We start from the raw sequence: 23,114 nt of genomic DNA on the forward strand, positions 1-23,114 counted from the left end.
AATAGCTAATAAGCTCCGTCTATCATTGACATAGAGCGGTTAAAAGGGTACTATTTTAGAAGTAAGATGCACCGTGTATCTTCTTTTTTTATTCGATAAAATCAAGAAGGGAGCGGCTGTAAATCAATGGAGTTATAGAATGGAGGAGCGAAATGAAAGAAAAAATGTCCGTCAAGACAATTGTAGCAATTGGAATTGGCTCTGCAGTTTTTGTTATTTTAGGTCGATTCGTTGTGATTCCAACTGGGATTCCTAATACGAACTTAGAAACGTCGTATCCATTTCTTGCTTTAATGTCAGTTGTTTTTGGACCAGTAGCTGGAGGGCTAATTGGTTTGATTGGTCACACATTAAAAGATTTTACCACGTATGGTAGCGCTTGGTGGAGCTGGATTATTTGTTCAGGAATTATTGGTATTATTTTTGGCTTCGCTGGTCGTAAAATGGATCTTCAACATGGTGAATTTACAACAAATGACATGGTGCGTTTCAATATTTTCCAAGCCTTTGGCAATATCGTCGTTTGGGGCTTAATCGCGCCTAGTTTGGATATTTTGATTTATAGTGAACCCGCAAGTAAAGTATTTACACAAGGCGTATTCGCGACTGTTTCAAATATTGTCGCTGTGGGGATTATTGGAACATTGTTGATGAAAGCTTATGCATCAACAAGAACAAAGAAAGGCAGTTTATCGAAAGATTAAGAAACTGTCGAAATAATTTAAATGGTTAAGGGTCTGCCCTAGTAATTACTTTGCTAATGCTCAGACCCTTTCTTTTATGGAGAAACTGAGGTGAGGCCGAATGAAAAAACCAATCATTACTTTTAATAATTTTTCCTTTCAATATCATAGCCAATCTGAACCGACATTAAAGGGGATTCAATTAACCATCTATGAAGGAGAAAAGGTTTTAATCGTTGGGCCTAGTGGTAGTGGCAAATCAACATTGGCGCAATGTATCAACGGGTTAATTCCCAATATTTATGAAGGTGAGATTCAAGGAACAGCTACGGTTGCTGGTAAAAATATCCAAGAAACAAGTCTATTTGATTTGTCTTTTGATGTAGGAACTGTTTTGCAAGATACCGATGGGCAGTTTATCGGTTTAACGGTTGCTGAGGATATTGCTTTTGCTTTAGAAAACGATGCAGTTGAACAAGCAGAAATGAAAAAAGCGGTCCACAAATGGTCCGAGATTGTTGAGCTGAATCAGTTATTGCAACACCGTCCACAAGATTTGTCAGGTGGTCAAAAACAACGTGTATCTATGGCGGGCGTTCTAATTAACCAATCAAAAATTTTACTTTTTGATGAACCTTTGGCTAATCTTGACCCACGAGCGGGACAAGAAACAATGACTTTGATTGACACCATTCAACAAGAAACAAAAGCAACTGTTTTAATAATAGAACATCGCTTAGAGGACGTTCTTTGCGAATCAGTTGATCGAATTATTGTCATGAATGAGGGCGCAATTATTTCTGATACAACGCCAGATGAATTGTTACGTCAAGATACGTTGACCCAGCAAGGGATTCGTGAACCTTTGTACGTTACAGCCATGAAATATGCTGGGATTGATTTAACACAAGTTAGTCATTTAGACAAATTAGCCGAAGTATCAGGCGAAACGGTTTTGCCCAAAATGACACAGTGGTCTGTCCAACCTAGTTCAGTTAGTGCGGTCAAAGGAGCTGAACTATTACGTTTGGAACAAGTGTCCTATCAATATGATCGTCATGGTGAAAAAGTGTTAGATGACTTCTCAGTAACTATTCATCATGGAGAAATGATCAGCATTGTAGGAAAAAATGGTGCCGGGAAGTCTACACTTTCTAAAATAATTTGCGGGTTCATCACGCCTCAATCGGGCAAGATTTTATGGGAGGGACAGGATTTTTCCAATTATTCAATCAAAGAACGTGCAGATAAAATTGGTTATGTGATGCAAAACCCCAATCAAATGATTTCTAAAAAAATGATTTTTGAAGAAGTAGCTTTAGGATTAGTTTTACGAGATGTGCCACAAGCAGAAATTGAGGAACGTGTGACGAATATTTTACATATTTGTGGGCTGTATCCCTTCCGGAACTGGCCGATTTCCGCATTGAGTTTTGGGCAGAAAAAACGGGTAACTATTGCATCGATCTTAGTTTTAGAACCTGAATTATTAATTTTAGATGAACCAACAGCTGGGCAAGATTTTAAACATTATACAGAAATGATGACATTTTTAGAAGAATTGAACCGCTTAGGTGTGACTATTTTAATGATCACTCACGATATGCATTTAATGTTGGAATATACAACACGTGCGTTAGTAGTTTGTGATGGACGTTTACTAGCAGATGCGACTCCAGTTGCTGTTTTAACAGATGAAAAATTAATTCAAGCGGCTTCTTTAAAAGAAACGAGCTTGTTTACCTTTGCTAAAGCGTTAGGCTTGGAAAATCCCTTGCTATTTACGGAAAAATTTGTTGCTTACGATCGTGAGGTGCGTTTTGGATGAGTGAACGACAAATGTTAGGCTATCATCCTGATTCAACCTGGATTCATCGCTTAAACGGCACAAGCAAATTAGTCTTTTTAATCGTTGTCTCTGTGGCTTGTATGACCACGTATGATACTCGTTATCTGTTAGGAATGTCTGTGGTTTCGCTTGTTTTGTTAAAATTATCAAATATTAAATGGCATCAAATATCTTTTGTTATTAAATTTATTGCTATTTTTTCTTTGTTAAATATCTTAACGGTTTACCTTTTTGCACCTGAATATGGGGTTGATTTATATCAATCACGTACCGTGATTTGGGAAGGAATCGGACGGTTTACTTTGACACAAGAAGAATTATTTTATGAATTTAATTTAGTTTTAAAATATTTCTGTACGATTCCGTTGGCATTAATCTTTTTATTAACAACAAATCCTAGTGAATTTGCCTCCAGCTTGAATCGAATTGGTGTGAGTTATCGGATTAGTTATGCAGTAGCGCTGGCTATTCGTTATATTCCCGATATCCAAGAAGATTTTTTTAATATTTCTTTAGCACAACAAGCGCGAGGCTATGAGATGTCTAAAAAGGGACGGTTAGGCCAACGAATCAAAGGCGTAGCACAAATCGTTTTACCCTTAATTCTATCTAGTTTAGATCGAATTGAAACTGTGAGTACCGCTATGGAATTAAGGCGTTTTGGTCAAAAGAAAAATAGAACGTGGTATGCGCAACAACCTTTTCATCTGCGTGATTTTTCGGTAATGATACTTGCCTTATGCTTATTAGGAATCAGTTTCTGGTTGTTCCATGTGAATGGTGGCCGGTTTTATAATCCATTCCAATAAATAACAAATTGATAAGGTTCTATAAATAGAACGGATATTTTTTTATTATTAAGAATCTAGTACTTTCTCTTACTATGAGTGTACTAGATTCTTTTTTTGCAACTTTAAAGAACTAGACCAATTTTTGGTTTTTAGATTTTTGTTGACAAGTACCTACTTTTAATTGTATGATTATTTATGTTTCTACGGAATATATTTACAAAGGAGGTATATAGACCAATATCGGATAGCGCCAGACCTGAACGTTCAGGTGACGAGGAGAGAGCTTATCGAAGATTCGGCGGGTGGCTCTAGGGACTGCACTCTACAGATAACAAAGAAAAACTAATTGTGAAGTTAGAACAAAGCGGTTATCACGCAGGTAGAAACATATAATGGGATTTGCTAGTTAAACAGGACCTAGTAAATACAGAATTTCAATTGGAAAGTAGGAATTAGCATTATGTGTGGAATTGTCGGAATGATTGGAAAAGAAAATGTCACGGAAAGTTTGATTCAAGGATTAACAAAATTGGAATATAGAGGTTATGATTCTGCTGGGATTTGTGTGAATGATCAAAGCCAACAGCCCCATGTAGTTAAGGCAGTTGGGGGCATTGCCGATTTAGCAGCAAAATTAACGCCAGAAATCGATGGAACAGTTGGTATTGGTCATACTCGTTGGGCCACTCATGGCGAACCAACTGTCGCCAATGCACATCCCCATGTTTCAAGCGATCAACGCTTTGCATTAGTGCATAATGGTGTCATTGAAAACTTTGAAGAATTAAAAGAACAATTTTTAAGTGGTGCTCACTTAATTAGTGATACAGATACTGAAATCGTCGTTCAATTAATTGCTCATTTTGCTGAAAATGGTTTTTCAACAAAAGATGCTTTTAAAGCGGCTTTAGCCGAAATTAAAGGTTCATACGCTTTTGCATTAATGGATAAAATGGACCCCAATACTATCTACGTAGCGAAAAATAAAAGCCCGTTACTTATCGGTCTAGGTGAAGGCTTTAATGTTATTTGTAGTGATGCGATGGCGATGATTAAAGAAACCAATCAATTTGTTGAGATTGTTGATGGTGAAATTGTAACTGTTACAGCGGACAAAGTAGTAATCGAAACGCCAGAAGGACAAGTGATCAACCGAGAACCTTTTGAAGCGCAATTAGATTTAAATGACATTGAAAAAGGAACATATCCGTTTTATATGCTCAAAGAAATTGATGAACAACCTGCAGTGATGCGCAAAATTGTTCAAGCGTATACTCAAGGTGAAAAAGTGACCTTAGATGAGGCGTTACTTGAAAAAATTAATCAATGTGACCGAATTTACATTATTGCTTGTGGAACAAGTTATAATGCAGGTTGGGTCGGAAAATCTTTAATTGAAACGATTGCCAGTATTCCTGTGGAAGTTCATTTATCAAGCGAATTTGGCTACAACATGCCTATTTTATCTGAAAAACCGTTCTTCATTTTCTTAAGTCAAAGTGGTGAAACGGCGGATAGTCGTCAAGTACTGGTACAGGTTAATGAATTAGGGCATCCATCACTTACATTAACAAATGTTGCTGGCTCAACATTATCACGTGAAGCGGACGATACCTTGTTATTACACGCAGGACCAGAAATTGCTGTCGCTTCCACCAAAGCTTATACTGCTCAAATCGCTGTCTTAGCTATTTTAGCAAAAGCAATTGGTGAAGAACGCCAAACATTAGCGGCCGTCTCATTTGATGTGGCTCACGAATTGAGCGTGGTAGCAGCTGTCATGGAAACCTTGATTGATGAAAAACAACAAATGAAAGCCTTGGTGGAAGATTATCTGACGTATACTCGAAATGCCTTCTATATCGGGCGAGGAGTCGACTATTATGTGTCGATGGAAGCGGCCTTGAAGTTGAAAGAAATTTCCTACATTCAAGCAGAAGGCTTTGCGGCAGGTGAATTGAAGCATGGAACGATTGCCTTAATTGAAGAAGGAACACCTGTGATTGGGATTGTGACAGATGCCAAAGTCGCAGCCCATACAAGAGGCAATTTAAAGGAAGTCGAAAGTCGTGGAGCAAGAAATATTGTGATTGCCTTGGAATCCTTGGCAAAACCACAGGACCAACTGATTATTCCAGATGTGCATCCGTTACTTTCTGCCTTAGTTAGCATTGTCCCAGGCCAATTATTAGCGTACTATGCAACCTTACAAAGAGGCTACGATGTTGATAAACCAAGGAACTTAGCCAAAAGTGTAACTGTTGAGTAAATCAAGAACCTGAGAGAAAGATGTTCAACGGGTTTTCATGAGTTTTAATATCTGAGACAAAAATCACTTTAGATTTTTGTCTCAGATATTTTTTATAAAAGAAAGATATTCAGTCAAAAATGAAAGATTCCAAAGAAATTCTTTTTTTCCGTTGAAAACTGTTTGCATTTTAGCAAAATTAGATATAATTAATAAGAACCGAAAAATAAGAATTAGCCAGTGAGGTAACTTTGTTTGAAAGAAAGCAAAAAGTAGGTTAAGCTGAAAAGTGCTAATTTATTTAACAAAAAAAGATTGTGAGTTGTTTGATATGGATCAGTTTAGTACATTAACTGAACAAGAATTTACTACCTTTGCAATGACACATCCTGCAGGTAACTTTTTAGAAACACCCGAAATGAAACATTTATTGGAACGACGTGGCTGGCATTGTGAATACGTTGGCGTCAAACGAGAAGGTCAACTAATTGCTGCGTGTATCCTAAGCAAGAAAAAAGTCAAAATTGGTTATGCTTTCGACATTGACGGCGGAATTTTGATGGATTATACAGATAAAAAATGTGTAGAAGCCTTTTTCACAGGCTTAAAAAAATATGTGAAAAAAAATGATGGCCTTTATTTAACCTTTACTCCAAATAAACAAATTTGTTTACGTGATTTTAATGGCGGTGAAGTTGAAAAGGTCAATCAAGAAACATTTGACTATTTCACATCAATTGGTTTTGAACACCAAGGGTTTGATGTGCACAATTTTGATGGCGCGCCACGTTGGCTGTTTGTCAAAGATATGGCTGGATTAACAGAAGAAGATCTTTGGAAATCTTATGGAAAAGATGCTAAATATGACATCAAGAAAACATGGGAATATGGAGTAACAACCCGAGAACTTCGTTACGAAGAGCTACCTCTCTTTAAGAAATTAACGGAAGAAACAAGTGCACGACGTAATTTTGAAGATAAGGATTTAGCTTATTACCAAGCTGTTTATGAAGAGTTTGGCGAACGAGCAAAATTTATGGTGGCGGAACTAAACTTTGCTACTTATTTAGAAAATCTTCATGAGAAATTACGCAAATTACAAGAGACGCTCAACGAAGTCAATGAAGCGTTAATTGCCAATCCTAAAAGCCGTAAAAAAAATAACCAGAAACGTGAATTTGAAGATGAAGTTCGTACCGTGCGCAAACGGATTGACGAGGCTAAAGAAATGAAAACATCAGATGAACCTGAAATTTTAGCAGGTGCCTTATTCATTGTTCATCCACAAGAAGTTGTTTACTTGTTTAGTGGTACGTATGAAAAATATAAACAATACTATGCACCGTATTTAATTCAACATAAAATGTTAACTTACACAGTAGAAAATAACATTCCCAAATATAATTTTTATGGCGTTGACGGTGTCTTTGATGGAAGTGATGGGGTTCTTAAATTCAAACAATCCTTTGGCGGTCATGTCGAAGAATTAATGGGCAATTTCCAATGGAAAGCCAAACCAATGAAATATGCCTTATATCACGCATTAAAAACAATTAAAGAAAAAGTCTAAAATTAAAACCCAATCCTTAAAAAGGAATGGCAAAGTGAGGCGTTTAAATGGAAAATCAAGTTGAGGTTATGACGTATGCACAGTTAAAAGAAATTATGCAGGCGTTAGAAGCAAACGAAGCGATTACAGAAGATACAAAGGTCTTTATTGATACAGGCTGGGATAGCGTGCAAGAAGTAGCACCAGATGCAGTCAGTATTGAAAAAGTTGCTAAATTCACAGTAGCAGATGTTTTAACAAACGAAAGTTTTGCTGGGTATAGTTTAGAGGAAAAGGCGGAGAAGATGAACGCTGAGGGCGACCTAGAAACGGCAATTATTATTCGTAATCTTTACTAAAAAAGTCCGTTTGAATAGTTAAAATCGAGGTCGGGACAGAACCGTTTAGCTCCGAGCAACGCGTAGTGTTGGTTCTGTTCCCGCCGGTTATCAGGTTTTGAGCCTGGAGCAAAAATCCAAAGTGATTTTTGTCCCAGGCTCATCTGCTTTAAATAAGAAATAAAGGAGGTTAGATATGAGTACCATTCATGAATTTCCAAAAAACTATGAACGTTTTATTGCACAAGGAGAAGAAGCACTTGTAGAACATAATCAGATCGCCGCTTTAGAAAATTTTCAACAAGCCTATCAGCTACAACAAACGCCGCCAGTAAACCAAAAAATTGTCCAATTATTGTTGGAAATGGGTGAAGCTGACGAAGCACTAGCATTGGCAGAAGCGTTCCAAGAGTCTTATTTTGAGAACCTTGAAACAGCGGCAATTTATATGCAAATTTATAGTCAAAGTCGTCGCTTTATTGAAGGGTATATTTTATTGAAGCAATTACTTCAAACTAAAAAAATAACGCTAGCACAACAAAAAACGTTAGAACAGCAATTAATGCAAGTGGAAGAGGCGTATCAACAATTAGAAACGCAGCAAATTCAAGCAATTAAAAGGAACTTGTTAGTAAGCGATCAATTGCCCGTTTATCAACAATTAGCGAACATTAAAACCAGTTTATATTTGCCTAAACCAGTATTTGTGGAAGTCGCAAAAGATTTAGTTATGAACCAAGCACTTAGTTATTTTGCTCGGGAATGGTTTATTGAAGAATTAGCACTGTTGCAATTTTCAGAACCACTGACTTTTCTTTGGTATGACAATCAGCCTCAGACAGTCTTACTAGAAGGAAAAACTGGACCGTTAAATACGCCGATCTATTCCGAAATTTGTACTGAACTTAGGAATCGTTTAGAAAATGATGATCCAATTATGCTGCAGCATTTGGAAGAAGAAATTCGGTTGCATCTTGCCTATTTGTATCCATTAGCAGAGACGGTTATTTCAGATCCAACTATCTGGGTCTTGGGTTATTTGGCAACCTATTATCCTGAATATATTGAAAAAGAATTGACTGAAGCAAAAGGCCATCAAATCGATGCTGTTCAAAATGTTCAACAGGCGATACGAACGGCATTTACACAAATAATGCTTTAAAAAATGGCACGTCCTAAAAGCGAGGACGTGCCATTTTTTCGGTTTCAGAAATTTGCTGAATCTGCTCTAATTGCTTTTCTTGACTGATTATTGCGGATAATAGAAAAAAGCAAGACAGAAATAAGTAAAAAGAATTCCTTGAATCAAGCAAATCACAACGAACAATGGCGTTGCTCCTGGAAAAGAATCAGAAATCCGTGTAATTAAAAATTCAACTAACCATAAAATCATTGAAAATAAAAATAATTTTTTCTGACGAGTTCTCATAGTCCGCAACAACCTTTCTGGTGATTTTCACTTCTCTATCATAACATAGAAAACGAGCTGTTTTTTCTCAAAAATTTTGTTACTTCATAAGAAAAATGGGAAAGAAACAAGTTTCAGGAAGTAATAAATGTACCCGAAAAGAATACTTAATCCATCTTAATCAAACCATACAGTCACGTTTATTGCAAAAGAAGTGTTTTTGGATGGAACAAATTATTTCATAAACACAAATATTTCTTTGTTGTTTGTATAAATGTCATAAAAGTGATTACTTACTACTTTTTGATTTTTAGACATATCCGTATCGGTCAGTGGTGCCATCTCTACTCCTAAATTCGATGAAGTATTGAACCAAACGTAATTAGGGAAGTATAGACCGTCATTTGGTGGCACAATTTTTGAAAGAATTGGGTAGTTTCGACTTGTATTAGCATAAACAGTTGAATTTTTGAAAAACGTATTTAAATAAACTTTTTTTCGTTCGTTTGTTACAACATTTTTTAAATCATCTGTTAAAACAGCTGCTTGGCGATTGAATGCTTCTTTTTGATAGTTTAATGTGGAAGAATACACCAAAACAAACGATAAAATATAATAAGATAACAAGCTGGCCACAAGTAACGAAGTTAGATAAATTGCTTTCACTTGTCGATTGTTAAATAAACTTAACATGCTGATTGTAACAAAAACAGCAAATCCGTAAATATAGCGAGGCGCATCACCAGCGATATTTCTTGAATAGACAATAAAAATACCAAAACTTAAGAGAGAAGCAAGTCCTAAATACAAGATACAATAGAGGAAACTTAAGCCTAAGTTGATTTTGCTATTTGATAGATGACTAATAAAAAATAAAACAAGCAGTAGGAGCAGTAATAAAAGCCATAAACGATTACTTTGGTTCAATAGCTCTGAAAAATAATGGTAACTATTTTGATAAGCCACACTGGGAATATCATGCAAACTTGGTAAGGCCTGACTGCCCCCAATGTTGTTTGTTGCGGAAGGTACAAATTTTAACTCGATAAGGTAGCTGACTATAGAAAGTAGATAAGCGATAGCAGCAAGTGCGACTTTTTTACAAAGAGCAATGAAATTTTCTCCAGCAAGTAACTGCTTGAAAGTAAGGAATAAGACGATAACTATATAAATTCCTGACGAGGCTTGGTAAGTATTAAACATAACAAACAGTGAAAAAACAGAAACCAAGAAAAACGTAAAAGAATTACGCTGCCACCAATAAAAAGGAAGAAACGAACAAAAAATACTCAATGCCATATAGGGACTATCAAACCTGAAACTAAGACATTGAAGGAACCAAGGATTGAGGCCAATTAAAGTAGCTACTAAAGAGGAACCCCAGCTAATTTTTTGGTCATTGATGATATAAATAGCCAGTATGCTTGTGAGAGATAAGATAAGACCTGTTAGAATCGGTGTGGTCAAGCCCAGATCTGTCAAATGACGACTTCCTTGAACAAACCATGAGAGAAATTCACTGCCCCAACGTGCGTAAGTCGTACCAAAATCTGTCATTCCAGCGACCTGGCGAGCATTATCATCTAAGTAAGGGAAATTGATAATGCCGATGGATAAAACTGCCACTTGATAAATTAAAATGATCAATAGAAGATAGGCTTTATTTTCAATACACCAATTCTTTAAATCAAATTTTTTTGATTCTGTAGGTAATTGTTTCATCATTGTACTCCACTCCAATAATTATTTAACAATTAAAATATACCATAACGAGTGGAATGAAGAAATTGCTTTTGTTATTTTCTCATCTTGACAGAACACTAAGGGTAGGCAAAACAAAAAAATCCCAACTCTTTATTAAAGAGTTGGGATTTTACCAAAAAGCCACCTGCCGGGCTTGAACCGGCGACCCCCACCTTACCATGGTGGTGCTCTACCAACTGAGCTAAGGCGGCACTTTCAAAGGCTAAACTAACTCGAGGATTGCAACGAAGTGAAACCCATAGAGTTCACTTTCAAAGGCTACACTGCGACGAGTAATCGTCAAAGTTCCTTTTGAAAAATCGTACAAATCTCGTGCACAAGAAATAGAATAACGTATAGACGAAAGTTTGTCAATTGCTCTTTCGTAAAAAAAGAAAAATGATTTTTTTCTAAGAAAAACTGTTGACAATCTCTTTTTTCTCTAGTAAAGTGTAAATCAACATCACAGATAACTATTCATTCGTTGAAGAGAAGAGTAAATTTTGATGACCTTCAAAAGAGAGTCCTGATTGGTGAAAAGGGACAAGGTTCAGAAAAGTTGAAGATGGCCTCTGAGAATAAATTGCTGATAAGTAAGCAATTTCGGCTAAGCACCCGTTACCATGTGCACCAAGTTAATAAAGACTTGGATAAGAGATGAGATATAAAGAATCAGTTATATTTCGAAAAAAGGTGGTACCGCGAATCATTCGCCCTTTACTAGCAAAACGCTAGTGAAGGGCTTTTTGCTGTGAATCACTACGACTGGCGCGAAGCGACAGAGTAGATGATGAACAGTACAAGATGACCGAAGGGCAGGTTGTGTCATTTGCACGAATCACTACGACTGGCGCGAAGCGACAGAGTAGATGCTGTCTGCGGTTACTCGACGCAGTATGGCCTTTGTAAGTGATGAACAGTACAAGATGACCGAAGGGCAGGTTGTATCATTTGCACGAAAGTGTTCCTACGATTCTCGCCAAGGCTGTGATTCTCGTCACAGTCAAATCCTGTTGAGCACTACGACTGGCGCGAAGCGACAGAGTAGATGCTGTCTGCGATTACTCGACGCAGTATGGCCTTTGTAAGTGATGAACAGTACAAGATGACCGAAGGGCAAGTTGTGTCATTTGCACGAAAGTGTTCCTACGATTCTCGCCACAGTCAAATCCTGTTGGGCACTACGACTGATGCAAAGAGAGAGAGCAGCTATTATCTGCGATTACTCGATGCTTGAAGGGATAGGAACTCTAGTCTGTTTGATTTTGAAAATAAACGAAAATCAGTTTAGAATGAATAAAAATAAAAAAGCAGTGATATAGTAAGTACAAGACTTGATTTGTTTAACAGAGAGCCTAGGTAGCTGAGAATAGGTGACAAAGACGTTTTGGAAAATGGCTATTGAGCAAGCGCTCCGAGTGTTAAACACAAGGCGGCGACGGGGGCTCCCGTTATCGAGCTAGGGTATCGAACATATTGTTCCGTACTTGAAAAGGGAATTTGTGTGAGCAAATTCTGAACATGAGGTGGTAACACGCAAAAAAGCGTCCTCAACGATACAACTTGAGTTGTGTCGTTGAGGATGCTTTTTTCTTTTTTGTGAAAAAATGCAGGTTGGTAAGAATGAAGGGGGATAAAGAATGATTGAACTAAAAAATATCAGTGTGACATTTCAACAAAAAAAACAAGAAATTCAGGCTGTCCAAGATGTTTCTTTGACAATTGATAAAGGGGATATCTACGGAATCGTTGGTTATTCCGGTGCTGGAAAAAGTACGTTAGTACGGGTAATTAATTTATTACAACGACCAACAGCGGGCACCGTTATTATTAACAAAGAAAATATTTTAACTTTTTCTAAAAAGGAATTACGACAACAACGAAAAAAGATTGGAATGATTTTTCAACATTTTAATTTGATGAAAGAGCGGACTATATTTAGTAATATCGATTTTTCATTAAAATATTCTGGGCTAAGTAAAAGTGAACGGCGTCAAAAAATCAGCCATTTATTAGAGCTAGTTGGACTAAGTGAAAAACGGGACGCTTACCCCAGTCAACTATCAGGAGGGCAAAAACAGCGGGTTGCGATTGCCCGCGCTTTAGCAAATGATCCTGAAATTTTACTTTGTGATGAAGCGACGAGTGCGTTAGATCCAAAAACAACGGGACAGATTTTAGCTTTGTTAAAAAAGTTAAATCAAGAACTGAACTTGACGATTGTCTTAATCACCCATGAAATGCAAGTGGTTAAAGAAATTTGTAATAAAGTCGCGGTGATGGAAAATGGCTGCGTTGTCGAATCAAACGATATTGTTTCGATTTTTAGTCAACCCCAACAACCTTTAACCAAAGATTTTATTCGGACAGCAACTCATATTGACCAAGCATTAACCACGATTCTTGAACATCCTAAATTAGCTGATTTAGATAAAAATCAAGAATTAATTGAATTTTCTTATGTGGGAGATCAAACGAATGAGCCATTAATTGCACAATTGTATAGCCAATATCAGGTATATACAAATATCCTTTATGGCAATGTCGAAATTGTTCAAAACGTTCCTATTGGCCATTTAATTGTGGTGCTTTCTGGTGATGAGGCCCAGCGTCAACAAGCCCTTACTTATTTAGCGAAACAAGGCGTGCGAACCAATGTTTTGAAAACCTATCAGCAAACGAAGCAAAAGCAGAATTTACAGGTGATTTAAAAAAGGAGTGAACTGAGAATGTATCAATTATTTGAGAAATATTTTCCGAATGTTGTCCAATTAAAACAAGAGTTTCTTCAAAGTACATGGGAAACATTATACATGGTTTTTTGGACAGCATTGATTGCTGGTGTGTTAGGAGTCTTGTTGGGTGTCGTGCTTGTCAGTACTGGCCCCAGTGGTGTTTTGAAAAATCCACCCCTGTATAGTGTCTTAGAAAAAATTATTAATGTTTGCCGCTCTATTCCTTTCATTATTATGCTCGCACTGATTCAACCATTAACACGAATTTTGGCAGGAACGACAATTGGTACAACCGCAGCGTTAGTCCCATTAGTTATTGGCGTAATCCCGTTCTTCGCGCGCCAAATTGAAAATGCGTTATTAGAAGTGGATCCTGGCGTTATTGAAGCGGCAGAAGCCATGGGGACGAGTCCCTTAGGGATTATTTTTCGGGTTTATCTAATTGAAGGGTTACCAAGTATTATTCGTGTTTCAGCAGTGACAATTATTAATTTGATTGGATTAACAGCCATGGCAGGAGCGATTGGAGCCGGTGGTCTGGGCAACTTAGCGATTACTCGAGGCTACAATCGGTTTCAAACCGATGTGACATTTATGGCCACGTTAATTATTTTAATTATGGTATTTATCAGTCAAGCCATTAGTAATCAATTAATCAAAAAAACATCACATTAGAAAAAAGGAGAAATGACAAATGAAAAAATTTAGTAAATTAATTGGACTTATTGGGGTATTAGCTTTTACGATTGCAGGTTGTGCATCGGGGTCTGCGAAGGATACTAAGACAGAAACCGTTAAACTAGGGGTTGTAGGAACAAAAAATGATGAATGGGAATCGGTCAAAGACCGTTTGAAAAAGAAAAATATTGATCTACAATTGGTAGAATTTACAGACTATACACAACCAAACGCAGCATTAGCAGAAAAAGAAATTGATTTAAATGCCTTTCAGCATCAAATCTTTTTAGACAATTACAATAAAGAACATGGAACGAAATTAGTATCAATTGGCAATACAGTCAATGCACCATTGGGAATTTACGCTAATAAATTGAAAGATATCACGAAAATTAAAGACGGCGGAGAAATTGCTATTCCTAATGACCCAACGAATGGTGGGCGGGCGTTAATTTTATTACAAACTGCAGGACTGATAAAAGTAGATCCTGCGAAACAGCAACTACCGACTGTCAGTGATATTACTGAAAATAAACGCCAATTGAAAATAACTGAATTAGATGCTACGCAAACAGCGCGCGCTTTACAAGATGTCGATGCTTCAGTGATTAATAGCGGCATGGCTGTCGATGCTGGGTATACACCAGATAAAGATGCTATTTTCTTAGAACCTGTAAACGAAAAAGCGAAACCTTATGTGAACATTGTCGTGGCTCGAGAAGAAGACCAAGAGAATAAACTTTATCAAAAAGTTGTAGAAGAATATCAACAAGAAGAAACGAAAAAGGTCATTGCAGAAACATCAAAAGGCGCCAATGTTCCAGCCTGGGAAACATTTGGTAAAAAATAAAGGAGGCATTTATAATGAGTACAACAACGATTCAAACAATCCAAGAAGCTATTGCTACAGAAAAGGAATGGATAATCCATTTAAGACGTCATTTTCATCAATACCCTGAAGCAAGTTTAAAAGAATATGAAACGATTAAACGAATTAAAGAAGAACTACTAGCCTTAGCTATTCCTTTTGTAGAAGTAGGGGAAACGGGTGTTTTAGCAACCATTGAAGGAGGTCTTGGCGCTGGCAAAACGATTTTATTACGTGCAGATATTGATGCGTTGGAATTACCAGATGCAACAGGTACCGCATATGCTTCTATAAATCCAGGACTCAATCATGCTTGTGGACACGATGGTCATGCGGCAGCATTGCTAGGTGCAGCTAAAGTGCTCAAAAAACATCAGGATATCTTTTCAGGAACGGTTAAACTGGCCTTCCAGCCCGCTGAAGAAATTGGTGCAGGCGCTCGACAATTTGTGGAAGGAAATTATTTAGAAGCAATCGACCAAGTGTTTGGGATTCATTTAGATTCTAGTGTGCCGGTCGGGAAATTAGTCGCTACCAAAGGCGCCACCAACGCCTCTTGTGATATTTTTAAAATTGAAGTCAGTGGTCAAAGTAGTCACGTCGCCCAACCACAGAATGGCCGAGATGCTGTTTTAGCAGCGGCCAGTATCGTTGTGGAATTACAAAAAATTGTAGCTCGCGAGATTGATCCTTTAGATTCTGTCGTAGTAGGAATTGGCGTTTTACAAGCAGGAACACGCTATAATATTGTAGCAAACCAGGCAACCATTGAAGGTACTGTTCGAACATTTAGTCAGGAAACGCGCCAATTTGTTTTACAACGAGTCGAAGAAATTGCCCATGAAATTGCCCATGAAATTGCCCAGTCTCATCGCACAGAAATTGCTGATTTTTCTGTTTATGCGGCAGCGAATCCATTAATTAATGAAGAACAAGCAACCAACCGTGCACAGCAGGTAGCCAGTGAAATTGTTGGTTTTGAAAATGTTGTGACCGATCATCCTAAAAGTTTAGGGGCGGATGATTTTGCTGATTACTTAGCGGTAATTCCTGGTATCTATGGACGGGTCGGTTCACGAAACCCTGAAAATCCTGCTACTCATTTTGGACACCATCATGAACAATTTGATATTGATGAACGTGCCTTACTTTTAGCAGCAGAGTACCACGTACGCTATGCATTAAATTATTTATCAGAATAACAGGGATAGGGAGCCGACAAAATGATTGTTTGTGGGCTCCTTTCGTTATAAACCAACGTGGCTTGCTTTCTTGTCATTCTATGGTAGAATACAAGCATAAGAAAGGTGATTCACATGTTTTTTGTTTTAACTGATAAATTAACAAGAAAAGTAGCTCCCGATAGTTTAAGAACAGATGAAGCACTGTTGTGGAGCCGAGCAATTAATTTCTTCATCGCTTGATAGGACATTTTTTGACTAGAAAAGCTAGTCTTATTTGAGTGTACGTACAAGCGGTTGTCGGGATTTCTGTCAGGATGGACGACGTGCAGACGTGGTTCTTTTTTTGTTGTCCCAAAATAATCAGTTAACAAGAAAGAAGTGACGAAAATGAGTATTTTAACTATTGAACATTTAACGCATCGATTTGGTGAAAAGGTCTTGTATGAAGAGGCTTCATTGCAAGTGAATAAAGGGGATCATTTAGGCTTAACTGGCCAAAATGGTGTCGGCAAATCCACCTTAATTAAAATTTTAACGGGGGAAGTATTGCCAGAAGAAGGAACGATTCAGTGGCAAAAAAATTGTAAGATTGGGTACTTGGATCAGCATGTTTCTGTAGAACAATCACTAACGATGGTTGATTTTTTGAAACAAGCCTTTCAAGAACTTTTTGATAAAGAAGCGAAACTGACAAAACTTTATGAAGAATACAGTCAAACGGCTTCGGAAAAACTTTTAGAACAAGCAGGCAAATTACAAACAGATTTAGATGAAAGTAATTTTTACCAAATCGACACGATTATTCAGGATTTAGCCAATGGGTTAGGACTACAAGCAATTGGTTTGGATAAAAAGTTAGGGGAGCTAAGCGGTGGTCAACGTTCAAAAGTGATTTTAGCAAAATTATTGTTAGAGGCCCCTGATGTGTTACTTTTAGATGAACCCACCAACTATTTAGATGATACACATATTCAATGGCTTGTTCGCTATCTGAATAATTTTGAAGGAAGCTTTCTATTAGTCTCCCATGATTATCAATTTTTAAATGAAGTGACGAATTGCATCGCAGACATTGAGTTTGGCAAGTTAACCAAATATACTGGAAATGTAGAAAAATCTTTTGCACAAAAAGAGCAGAATAAACAAACCTATTTGAAACAGTATCAGGCCCAACAAGAAAAAATTGAAAAAATGGAAGCCTATATTCGTAAATACAAAGCTGGAAATCGAGCAACGATGGCTAAAAGTCGACAAAAACAATTGGACCGGTTGGAACGATTGACTCCGCCAGGTTCCTTGACTAAGCCAGCGATTGAATTTCCTTATCAAGGGTTAGTTGCAACGCAAGCACTAACGACCCAGAAGTTAGTTGTCGGCTATCGGGAACCTTTGTTAGAACCGTTAGATTTAATGGTTCATGTCGGTGAAAAAGTCGCATTGAAAGGCTTCAATGGGATTGGCAAATCAACATTAATTAAAACGTTGACGAAAGTGATTCCTTCATTAGATGGAGAATTTCATTATCCGCTGAATACAAAAATTGCTTATTTTACCCAAGACTTGGCGTGGCCTAATGAGCAGTTAACGCCACTAGACTATTTATCAGATCGTTTTCCAGATACAACGATTAAAGAGCGAAGAAGTCATTTGGCTAGGGCAGGTTTACCAGATAAGTTAGCAATGCAGTCGCTAGCCCTGTTAAGTGGTGGTGAGCAAACAAAAGTAAAACTAGCGGAACTAATGATGCAAACAAGTAATTTGTTATTTTTAGATGAGCCAACCAATCATATTGATGAAGCGGCCAAAAAAAGTTTACAAGAAGCAATTCACGTTTACCCAGGAACGGTTTTTCTGGTTTCCCATGAAGCAGATTTTTATGAGGAAATTGTGGATCGAGTAATTGATATTGAGGAATTAGTTAAATAAAGAAGAAAGAACCAAGTTGAGGGGGAGTCAACTTGGTTCTTTCTTCTTTATTATTTATTTACTCATTAAGCCATCATGGATTTTTGTTAAATTCCAGTTCATCATGCTGTAGTACGTATCGCCTTCTGTTCCTTCTTTGGCAAGAGAGTCTGTGAAAAGTGTATCGTAAATTGGTCGTTTCACTTCTTTTGAGACCCGTTCCATACTACGTTTATCGACACTGGTTTCAACAAATAACACAGGTGCTTTTGATTTCTTAATGGTATCAATAATCGTGGTCATTTGTTCAGGTGTTCCTTGACTTTCTGTGTTAATTTCCCAAATATAAGCGGCATTTAAATCATAAGCTTTGGAGAAATATTTAAAGGCACCTTCACTTGTAACTAATAATTTTTTATCATCAGGAATATCAGCAAATTTAGCTTTGGCTTCCTCATGTAGTTTGCTAAGTTTTTCGGTATAATTTTTCGCGTTTTCTGTATAGAAATCTTTATTTTTTGGATCTTTTTCTACTAACACGTCACGAATGTTTTCTACATATTTGATGCCATTTTCAATGTCTAACCAAGCATGCGGATCTTCTGTTTGTTCTTGACCGGCACTTGTTAAATATTGTGGCGTAACATTTTTGCTTGTAGAAAAGTAATCTTTATTCTCAACTTTTTTGGCCGTTTTCATTAATTTGTTAAACCAGCCATTTCCGCCTGTTTCTAAGTTCAAGCCGTTAAAGAATAAAATGTCCGCTTCAGAAGCTTTCGCAATGTCTTCTGGTAACGGTTCATATTCGTGAGGGTCTGTCCCAATTGGCACAATACTATGCAGCTCAATTTTGTCTTGCCCAACATTTTTCACTAAATCGGATAAGATCGAGTTCGTTGTCACAATTGCTAATTTTTCTTTCTTTTCAGCGGCTTGATTCCCGCAAGCAGCTAACGTTAACCCTGCTAAAAGTGTTAAAAAAAATAAACTAAATTTTTTCATTCGTTGATTCCTCCATTTCTTTCTCACGGTTTACAAATACTAGGCCTTTCTTTGGTGAGAAAAAGAAAGCCAATAAAAAGAATAAGGCGGCGGTTAAAACAATCGTCGCACCAGAAGCTAAGTTATAAGAATAACTGAAGAATAGGCCAATCACTGAACTTAAAATCCCAAAAGTAGAGGCTAAGCCAATCATTGTCGGTAAGTGATTTGTTAATAGATAAGCTGTTGCCGCTGGCGTAATCAGCATGGCAATGACTAAAATAGTTCCGACGGTTTGTAAAGAAGAAACAGCGACTAGTGTTAGTAAAAACATCAATGCATAGTGGAAAAATTGAATATTTAAACCATAGGCCTGAGCCATTGTGGGATCAAAAGAAGTGAGTTGCAACTCTTTATAAAACAATGCCACAAAAATCAAAACAATCACGCCGACGACACAAGTAATTAAAATATCGGTATCTGCGACCGCTAATACATTTCCAAACAGAATATGATATAAATCGGTGGAACTTTTTGCAAAAGAGATAAAAATAATCCCTAAAGCAAAAAAAGAACTAAAGACAACACCAATGGCAGTATCATTTTTTAGTGGACTTTTTTGGGTAATAAAGCCGATTGATAATGCAGCTAATAAGCCAAAAATAGAAGCGCCAAAAATATAATTGAAACCAAACATATAAGAAACAGCGACCCCTGGTAAAACAGCATGGGAAATCGCATCACCCATCAAAGACATCCCACGTAAAATAATGAATGAACCAATTACCCCTGAAATGAGTCCGACAATTACAGACGTCAAAAGGGCATTTTGTAAAAATTGATAACGGAATAAACCATCAATAAATGCAGCAATCATTTTGCAACCCCCTGTATTAATAAATCACCTAACAAATCACCGTATGCTTCTTGGAGCGTTTCTGCAGTAAATGTTTGTTCAACAGGACCCGCAGCAATTAGCCGGTTTTTCAAAACGATTAATTCATCAAAATAGTGGGACACTTTGTGCAAATCATGGTGAACAATGATAATCATTTTACCTTGATTTTTTAATGATTTGAGAATATCCATAATCACTTTTTCACTAGACATATCAATGCCGACGAAAGGTTCATCTAAAAAAATCACCTCAGCACCTTGGGCCAAAACACGGGCAATAAACACACGTTGTAATTGGCCACCAGAAAGTTCGCCAATCTGGCGTTGCGCATAGTCTTCTAATTGCACCATTTTTAATGCAGCCATGGCTGCTTGCTTTTCTTTCTTTCCTGGGCGTTTTAATAGTCCCAAGTTTGGATAGGTTCCTAGCAAGACCGTTTCAAAAACGCTAATTGGGAAACTAAGATCCAAGGCGCTACGTTGTTCTACATAGGCAATGGTTGTTTTTTGTTGGTCAATCGCTTGATTATTTAACAAAACATCACGTTCCTTTGTTTTAATCAAGCCTAATAACCCTTTAATAAATGTTGACTTTCCAGCACCATTTGGTCCGATAATTCCAGTAATTTTACCGGAGGGAATAGTAACGTGGATATTATTTAAAGCGGTCCGTCCTTGATATTGAACGGTTAACGCTTGAACAGCTAAGTTAAAGCTTTTTCTCATGAAATTCCTCCTTTTTAGGTTTGCCTTAAAATAAGTATAAGGGATAGTTTAAGAAAATGCAAATAATTTTTAGGTGCACCTAAATACAAGCGCTTTTTTCACAAAGAAAACCGTTTCTTTCAATAAATTAAGGAGGATCCCATGATTTTTATGACAAAAAATGGTAGAATATGAATGAAAACGACTATTATTTTATATTGACGGAGGATATCATGACCGAAAACTATCAAGATGACACCTTACGCATCTTCAGTTTAAATGCAAATCGACCACTTGCTGAAAAAATCGCAGCATCAGTAGGAACAGAATTAGGAAAAAGCACCGTGCGCCAATTTAGTGATGGCGAAATTCAAATTAATATTGAAGAAAGTATTCGTGGCGATCATGTCTACATCATCCAAGCAACGAATGCTCCTGTAAATGATCATTTGATGGAATTGCTTATTTTAATTGATGCATTAAAACGTGCTAGCGCAAAAACAATTAATGTTATTTTGCCTTACTATGGTTATGCTCGCCAAGACCGCACAGCGAAACCAAGAGAACCCATTACTGCGAAATTAGTTGCTAATATGTTGGTAGAGGCAGGCGCAACACGTTTGTTAACATTAGACTTGCATACTGTTCAAGTCCAAGGATTTTTTGATATCCCAGTAGATAATTTATTTACAATGCCTTTGTTTGCTCATTATTATCGTCAACAAGCATTAGTAGGGGAAGAAATTGTGATTGTTTCGCCTAAAAACAGTGGCGTTCAACGCGCACGTAGTTTATCGGAGTACTTAGATGCGACCTTAGCAATTGTCGACCATGAAGAGATTGATGGGGTGCGCCAAGAAGGTTACGTTATTGGGAATGTCGCTGGGAAAAAATGTATTCTTGTTGATGACATTTTGAATACTGGTCAAACGTTAGCCACAGCGGCGGAAGTTTTAATGAAAAATGGTGCGCAAGAAGTGTATGCTTGCGCCTCGCATGGTTTGTTATCAGAAGGCGCAAAAGCAACCTTAGAAAATGCGCCGATTAAGGAAATTAGTATTACTGACTCTGTTTATACGACAGCAGACCGCCAACCAGCAACCTTGAATATTATTTCTTGCGCTGAGTTAATGGGGGAAGCGTTACTTCGTATTCATGAAAATAAACCAATGAGTCCATTATTCCGTTTAGAACCAAAAGGAGAATAAGTGATTCCTTAAACTAGAAATAGGTCTAACAACTTTAATAGTGTTGGGCCTATTTTTCTTATCTCTTTTATAAATAGAAGAGAAAGTATTCTGATTTTGTGTTTTAAGCTTTTTATGCTAGAATAACGCCAGAACATAAGGAAAGGGACGAGTCATTTGGAACCCATTTATTTAGATCATGCGGCAACAACACCGCTTCATCCAACGGTCATTCAAGCGATGACTGAAAATATGCAAACGACTTTTGGCAATCCATCAAGTATTCATCAGTTTGGACGAAAGGCACACGGTCTTCTGGAAGAAGTGCGTCAAACGATTGCCGAGAGCTTACAAGCCAAACCCCACGAAATTATTTTTAATAGTGGTGGCACAGAAGGGGATAACACAGCCATCTTGGCAGTTGCTTTTTCTCGTCAAAAGGAAGGAAAACATATTATTACTACAGCAATTGAACATCCCGCTGTGTTACGAACGATGGAATACTTAGAAACGTTAGGCTTTGAAGTGACTTACTTACCTGTGAATGAAAATGGTCAGATTTCAATGGAGCAATTCAAAAAGTCTTTACGCGAAGAAACGATCTTGGTTTCAATGATGTATGGCAATAATGAAATTGGAAATCGATTACCAATTGCTGAAGTTGGTGCAATTCTTAAAAATCATTCGGCGATTTTTCATACAGATGCCGTCCAAGCTTATGGAAGTGAAGTCATTTTACCTCATGAATTAGGGATCGACTTATTAAGTATTTCCGCTCATAAAATCAATGGTCCAAAAGGCGTAGGTTTTTTATTTAAAAGCGATGCAATCCAATTACCACCTCTTTTACATGGTGGGGAACAAGAAGAAAAACGACGTGCGGGCACGGAAAACTTAGCTGGAATTATTGGCATGGGTACTGCCGTTTCATTACTAACTTCTGCAGAAAAGCAAGCAAGAAAAACAGCCTATCAAAGTTTTCAAACGATTATTTTAAAAGCGTTAGAAGAAGCCAATATTGATTTTTCAATTAATGGTGAACCAACCAATCGTTTAGCGCATGTCTTAAATCTTCATTTAAAAGGAATTCCCAGTGATTTACTCTTAATGCATTTGGACTTAAGAGGTATTGCGATTTCAACAGGCTCGGCTTGTACAGCGGGAACTGTGGATCCTTCGCACGTGTTGACAGCGATGTATGGAGAAAATTCCTCAGCTATTAAAGAATCAATCAGGATTAGTTTTGGCTACGGGAACACACCAGAAGAAATTGCGACTTTTTCTGAAGTACTAGTTGCAGTGATTCAACAATTGAAAAAATAATCTGATTGCGGCAGCTACAGGTTTTCGCTATAATGAAGATAA

Annotated in this window: 19 protein-coding genes, 1 tRNA gene and 2 other annotated features; of the genes, 14 read left to right on the forward strand and 6 right to left on the reverse strand. The window is 37.3% G+C overall.

Features of this window, described 5'->3' with window-relative positions:
* The first annotated feature begins 152 nt into the window (after window positions 1–152).
* The 7 genes from IGK96_RS04920 (at window position 153) to IGK96_RS04950 (ending at window position 8,620) form a co-directional block, all read left to right on the forward strand.
* On the forward strand, window positions 153–704 hold the full coding sequence (locus IGK96_RS04920) for an ECF-type riboflavin transporter substrate-binding protein (protein ID WP_002356937.1): 552 nt from the start codon (window positions 153–155) through the stop codon (window positions 702–704).
* Between the two features lie 100 nt (window positions 705–804).
* Window positions 805–2,511: an ABC transporter ATP-binding protein gene (locus tag IGK96_RS04925; protein ID WP_002356938.1), complete on the forward strand. Its 1,707-nt coding sequence runs from the start codon at window positions 805–807 to the stop codon at window positions 2,509–2,511.
* Entirely contained in the window at window positions 2,508–3,341 is an 834-nt protein-coding gene (locus IGK96_RS04930; protein ID WP_002356939.1) for an energy-coupling factor transporter transmembrane component T family protein, read from the forward strand. The genes IGK96_RS04925 and IGK96_RS04930 overlap by 4 nt, the downstream gene beginning before the upstream one ends.
* 442 nt (window positions 3,342–3,783) lie before the next feature.
* Window positions 3,784–5,592: a glutamine--fructose-6-phosphate transaminase (isomerizing) gene (glmS, locus tag IGK96_RS04935; protein WP_438755904.1), complete on the forward strand. Its 1,809-nt coding sequence runs from the start codon at window positions 3,784–3,786 to the stop codon at window positions 5,590–5,592.
* 310 nt (window positions 5,593–5,902) lie between these two features.
* Entirely contained in the window at window positions 5,903–7,141 is a 1,239-nt protein-coding gene (locus IGK96_RS04940) for an aminoacyltransferase (protein ID WP_002359935.1), read from the forward strand.
* 47 nt (window positions 7,142–7,188) lie between these two features.
* Window positions 7,189–7,479 carry a hypothetical protein gene (locus tag IGK96_RS04945; RefSeq protein WP_002359936.1) on the forward strand — a complete coding sequence of 97 codons (291 nt, stop codon included), beginning with the start codon at window positions 7,189–7,191 and terminating at the stop codon, window positions 7,477–7,479.
* Window positions 7,480–7,654: 175 nt separating this feature from the next.
* Complete coding sequence (locus IGK96_RS04950) at window positions 7,655–8,620, forward strand: hypothetical protein (protein WP_002401299.1); 966 nt, start codon at window positions 7,655–7,657, stop codon at window positions 8,618–8,620.
* Window positions 8,621–8,707: 87 nt separating this feature from the next.
* On the opposite strand, the gene IGK96_RS04955 is transcribed toward IGK96_RS04950, so the two are convergent.
* The 3 genes from IGK96_RS04955 to IGK96_RS04965 form a co-directional block, all read right to left on the reverse strand.
* Window positions 8,708–8,887, reverse strand: a complete 180-nt coding sequence (locus IGK96_RS04955) for a hypothetical protein (RefSeq protein ID WP_002383739.1) — start codon at window positions 8,885–8,887, stop codon at window positions 8,708–8,710.
* Between the two features lie 213 nt (window positions 8,888–9,100).
* Window positions 9,101–10,591: a glucosyltransferase domain-containing protein gene (locus IGK96_RS04960; protein WP_002385810.1), complete on the reverse strand. Its 1,491-nt coding sequence runs from the start codon at window positions 10,589–10,591 to the stop codon at window positions 9,101–9,103.
* A 157-nt stretch (window positions 10,592–10,748) separates the two neighbouring features.
* A tRNA-Thr gene (locus tag IGK96_RS04965) sits at window positions 10,749–10,821 on the reverse strand.
* Window positions 10,822–11,084: 263 nt separating this feature from the next.
* Window positions 11,085–11,330 (forward strand) — a binding site (T-box leader).
* A 583-nt stretch (window positions 11,331–11,913) separates the two neighbouring features.
* Window positions 11,914–12,164 (forward strand) — a binding site (T-box leader).
* Between the two features lie 85 nt (window positions 12,165–12,249).
* Between IGK96_RS04965 and IGK96_RS04970 the strand changes: the two genes are divergently transcribed.
* The 5 genes from IGK96_RS04970 (at window position 12,250) to IGK96_RS04990 (ending at window position 18,000) form a co-directional block, all read left to right on the forward strand.
* Window positions 12,250–13,320, forward strand: coding sequence for a methionine ABC transporter ATP-binding protein (locus tag IGK96_RS04970; RefSeq protein WP_002356948.1), 1,071 nt, complete (start codon window positions 12,250–12,252; stop codon window positions 13,318–13,320).
* Window positions 13,321–13,338: 18 nt separating this feature from the next.
* Window positions 13,339–14,019: a methionine ABC transporter permease gene (locus IGK96_RS04975; RefSeq protein WP_002359998.1), complete on the forward strand. Its 681-nt coding sequence runs from the start codon at window positions 13,339–13,341 to the stop codon at window positions 14,017–14,019.
* 19 nt (window positions 14,020–14,038) lie between these two features.
* Window positions 14,039–14,872 carry a MetQ/NlpA family ABC transporter substrate-binding protein gene (locus tag IGK96_RS04980; protein WP_002366917.1) on the forward strand — a complete coding sequence of 278 codons (834 nt, stop codon included), beginning with the start codon at window positions 14,039–14,041 and terminating at the stop codon, window positions 14,870–14,872.
* A 14-nt stretch (window positions 14,873–14,886) separates the two neighbouring features.
* Complete coding sequence (locus IGK96_RS04985) at window positions 14,887–16,092, forward strand: amidohydrolase (RefSeq protein ID WP_113851241.1); 1,206 nt, start codon at window positions 14,887–14,889, stop codon at window positions 16,090–16,092.
* Window positions 16,093–16,461: 369 nt separating this feature from the next.
* The gene (locus tag IGK96_RS04990) at window positions 16,462–18,000 is read left to right on the forward strand and encodes an ABC-F family ATP-binding cassette domain-containing protein (RefSeq protein WP_113851240.1); all 1,539 of its coding nucleotides are present in this window, start codon (window positions 16,462–16,464) and stop codon (window positions 17,998–18,000) included.
* 54 nt (window positions 18,001–18,054) lie between these two features.
* Here the strand turns inward: IGK96_RS04990 and IGK96_RS04995 are convergent, their stop codons facing one another.
* Genes IGK96_RS04995 through IGK96_RS05005 form a run of 3 tightly spaced genes read right to left on the reverse strand, consistent with a single transcriptional unit; the run spans window position 18,055 to window position 20,583 of the window.
* Window positions 18,055–18,981: a metal ABC transporter substrate-binding protein gene (locus IGK96_RS04995; RefSeq protein ID WP_002356954.1), complete on the reverse strand. Its 927-nt coding sequence runs from the start codon at window positions 18,979–18,981 to the stop codon at window positions 18,055–18,057.
* Complete coding sequence (locus IGK96_RS05000; RefSeq protein WP_002369145.1) at window positions 18,968–19,837, reverse strand: metal ABC transporter permease; 870 nt, start codon at window positions 19,835–19,837, stop codon at window positions 18,968–18,970. Before IGK96_RS05000 ends, IGK96_RS04995 begins: the two co-directional genes overlap by 14 nt.
* Entirely contained in the window at window positions 19,834–20,583 is a 750-nt protein-coding gene (locus IGK96_RS05005; RefSeq protein ID WP_002360005.1) for a metal ABC transporter ATP-binding protein, read from the reverse strand. Before IGK96_RS05005 ends, IGK96_RS05000 begins: the two co-directional genes overlap by 4 nt.
* A 212-nt stretch (window positions 20,584–20,795) precedes the next feature.
* Between IGK96_RS05005 and IGK96_RS05010 the strand changes: the two genes are divergently transcribed.
* Both IGK96_RS05010 and IGK96_RS05015 read left to right on the forward strand, forming a co-directional pair.
* Window positions 20,796–21,770: a ribose-phosphate diphosphokinase gene (locus tag IGK96_RS05010; RefSeq protein WP_002362076.1), complete on the forward strand. Its 975-nt coding sequence runs from the start codon at window positions 20,796–20,798 to the stop codon at window positions 21,768–21,770.
* Between the two features lie 156 nt (window positions 21,771–21,926).
* Window positions 21,927–23,072: a cysteine desulfurase family protein gene (locus IGK96_RS05015; protein ID WP_033625042.1), complete on the forward strand. Its 1,146-nt coding sequence runs from the start codon at window positions 21,927–21,929 to the stop codon at window positions 23,070–23,072.
* The last annotated feature ends 42 nt before the right edge of the window (window positions 23,073–23,114 follow it).

It is taken from the genome of Enterococcus sp. DIV0682 (genome assembly GCF_051712685.1).
GTDB classification, from domain to species: domain Bacteria; phylum Bacillota; class Bacilli; order Lactobacillales; family Enterococcaceae; genus Enterococcus; species Enterococcus faecalis.

Excerpts from the sequence above, each read along its gene's own strand:
- IGK96_RS04920 (WP_002356937.1), top strand. The coding sequence starts at position 153 with ATGAAAGAAAAAATGTCCGTCAAGACAATTGTAGCAATTGGAATTGGC.
- IGK96_RS04925 (WP_002356938.1), top strand. The coding sequence starts at position 805 with ATGAAAAAACCAATCATTACTTTTAATAATTTTTCCTTTCAATATCAT.
- IGK96_RS04930 (WP_002356939.1), top strand. The coding sequence starts at position 2,508 with ATGAGTGAACGACAAATGTTAGGCTATCATCCTGATTCAACCTGGATT.
- glmS (WP_438755904.1), top strand. The coding sequence starts at position 3,784 with ATGTGTGGAATTGTCGGAATGATTGGAAAAGAAAATGTCACGGAAAGT.
- IGK96_RS04940 (WP_002359935.1), top strand. The coding sequence starts at position 5,903 with ATGGATCAGTTTAGTACATTAACTGAACAAGAATTTACTACCTTTGCA.
- IGK96_RS04945 (WP_002359936.1), top strand. The coding sequence starts at position 7,189 with ATGGAAAATCAAGTTGAGGTTATGACGTATGCACAGTTAAAAGAAATT.
- IGK96_RS04950 (WP_002401299.1), top strand. The coding sequence starts at position 7,655 with ATGAGTACCATTCATGAATTTCCAAAAAACTATGAACGTTTTATTGCA.
- IGK96_RS04955 (WP_002383739.1), bottom strand. The coding sequence starts at position 8,887 with ATGAGAACTCGTCAGAAAAAATTATTTTTATTTTCAATGATTTTATGG.
- IGK96_RS04960 (WP_002385810.1), bottom strand. The coding sequence starts at position 10,591 with ATGATGAAACAATTACCTACAGAATCAAAAAAATTTGATTTAAAGAAT.
- IGK96_RS04970 (WP_002356948.1), top strand. The coding sequence starts at position 12,250 with ATGATTGAACTAAAAAATATCAGTGTGACATTTCAACAAAAAAAACAA.
- IGK96_RS04975 (WP_002359998.1), top strand. The coding sequence starts at position 13,339 with ATGTATCAATTATTTGAGAAATATTTTCCGAATGTTGTCCAATTAAAA.
- IGK96_RS04980 (WP_002366917.1), top strand. The coding sequence starts at position 14,039 with ATGAAAAAATTTAGTAAATTAATTGGACTTATTGGGGTATTAGCTTTT.
- IGK96_RS04985 (WP_113851241.1), top strand. The coding sequence starts at position 14,887 with ATGAGTACAACAACGATTCAAACAATCCAAGAAGCTATTGCTACAGAA.
- IGK96_RS04990 (WP_113851240.1), top strand. The coding sequence starts at position 16,462 with ATGAGTATTTTAACTATTGAACATTTAACGCATCGATTTGGTGAAAAG.
- IGK96_RS04995 (WP_002356954.1), bottom strand. The coding sequence starts at position 18,981 with ATGAAAAAATTTAGTTTATTTTTTTTAACACTTTTAGCAGGGTTAACG.
- IGK96_RS05000 (WP_002369145.1), bottom strand. The coding sequence starts at position 19,837 with ATGATTGCTGCATTTATTGATGGTTTATTCCGTTATCAATTTTTACAA.
- IGK96_RS05005 (WP_002360005.1), bottom strand. The coding sequence starts at position 20,583 with ATGAGAAAAAGCTTTAACTTAGCTGTTCAAGCGTTAACCGTTCAATAT.
- IGK96_RS05010 (WP_002362076.1), top strand. The coding sequence starts at position 20,796 with ATGACCGAAAACTATCAAGATGACACCTTACGCATCTTCAGTTTAAAT.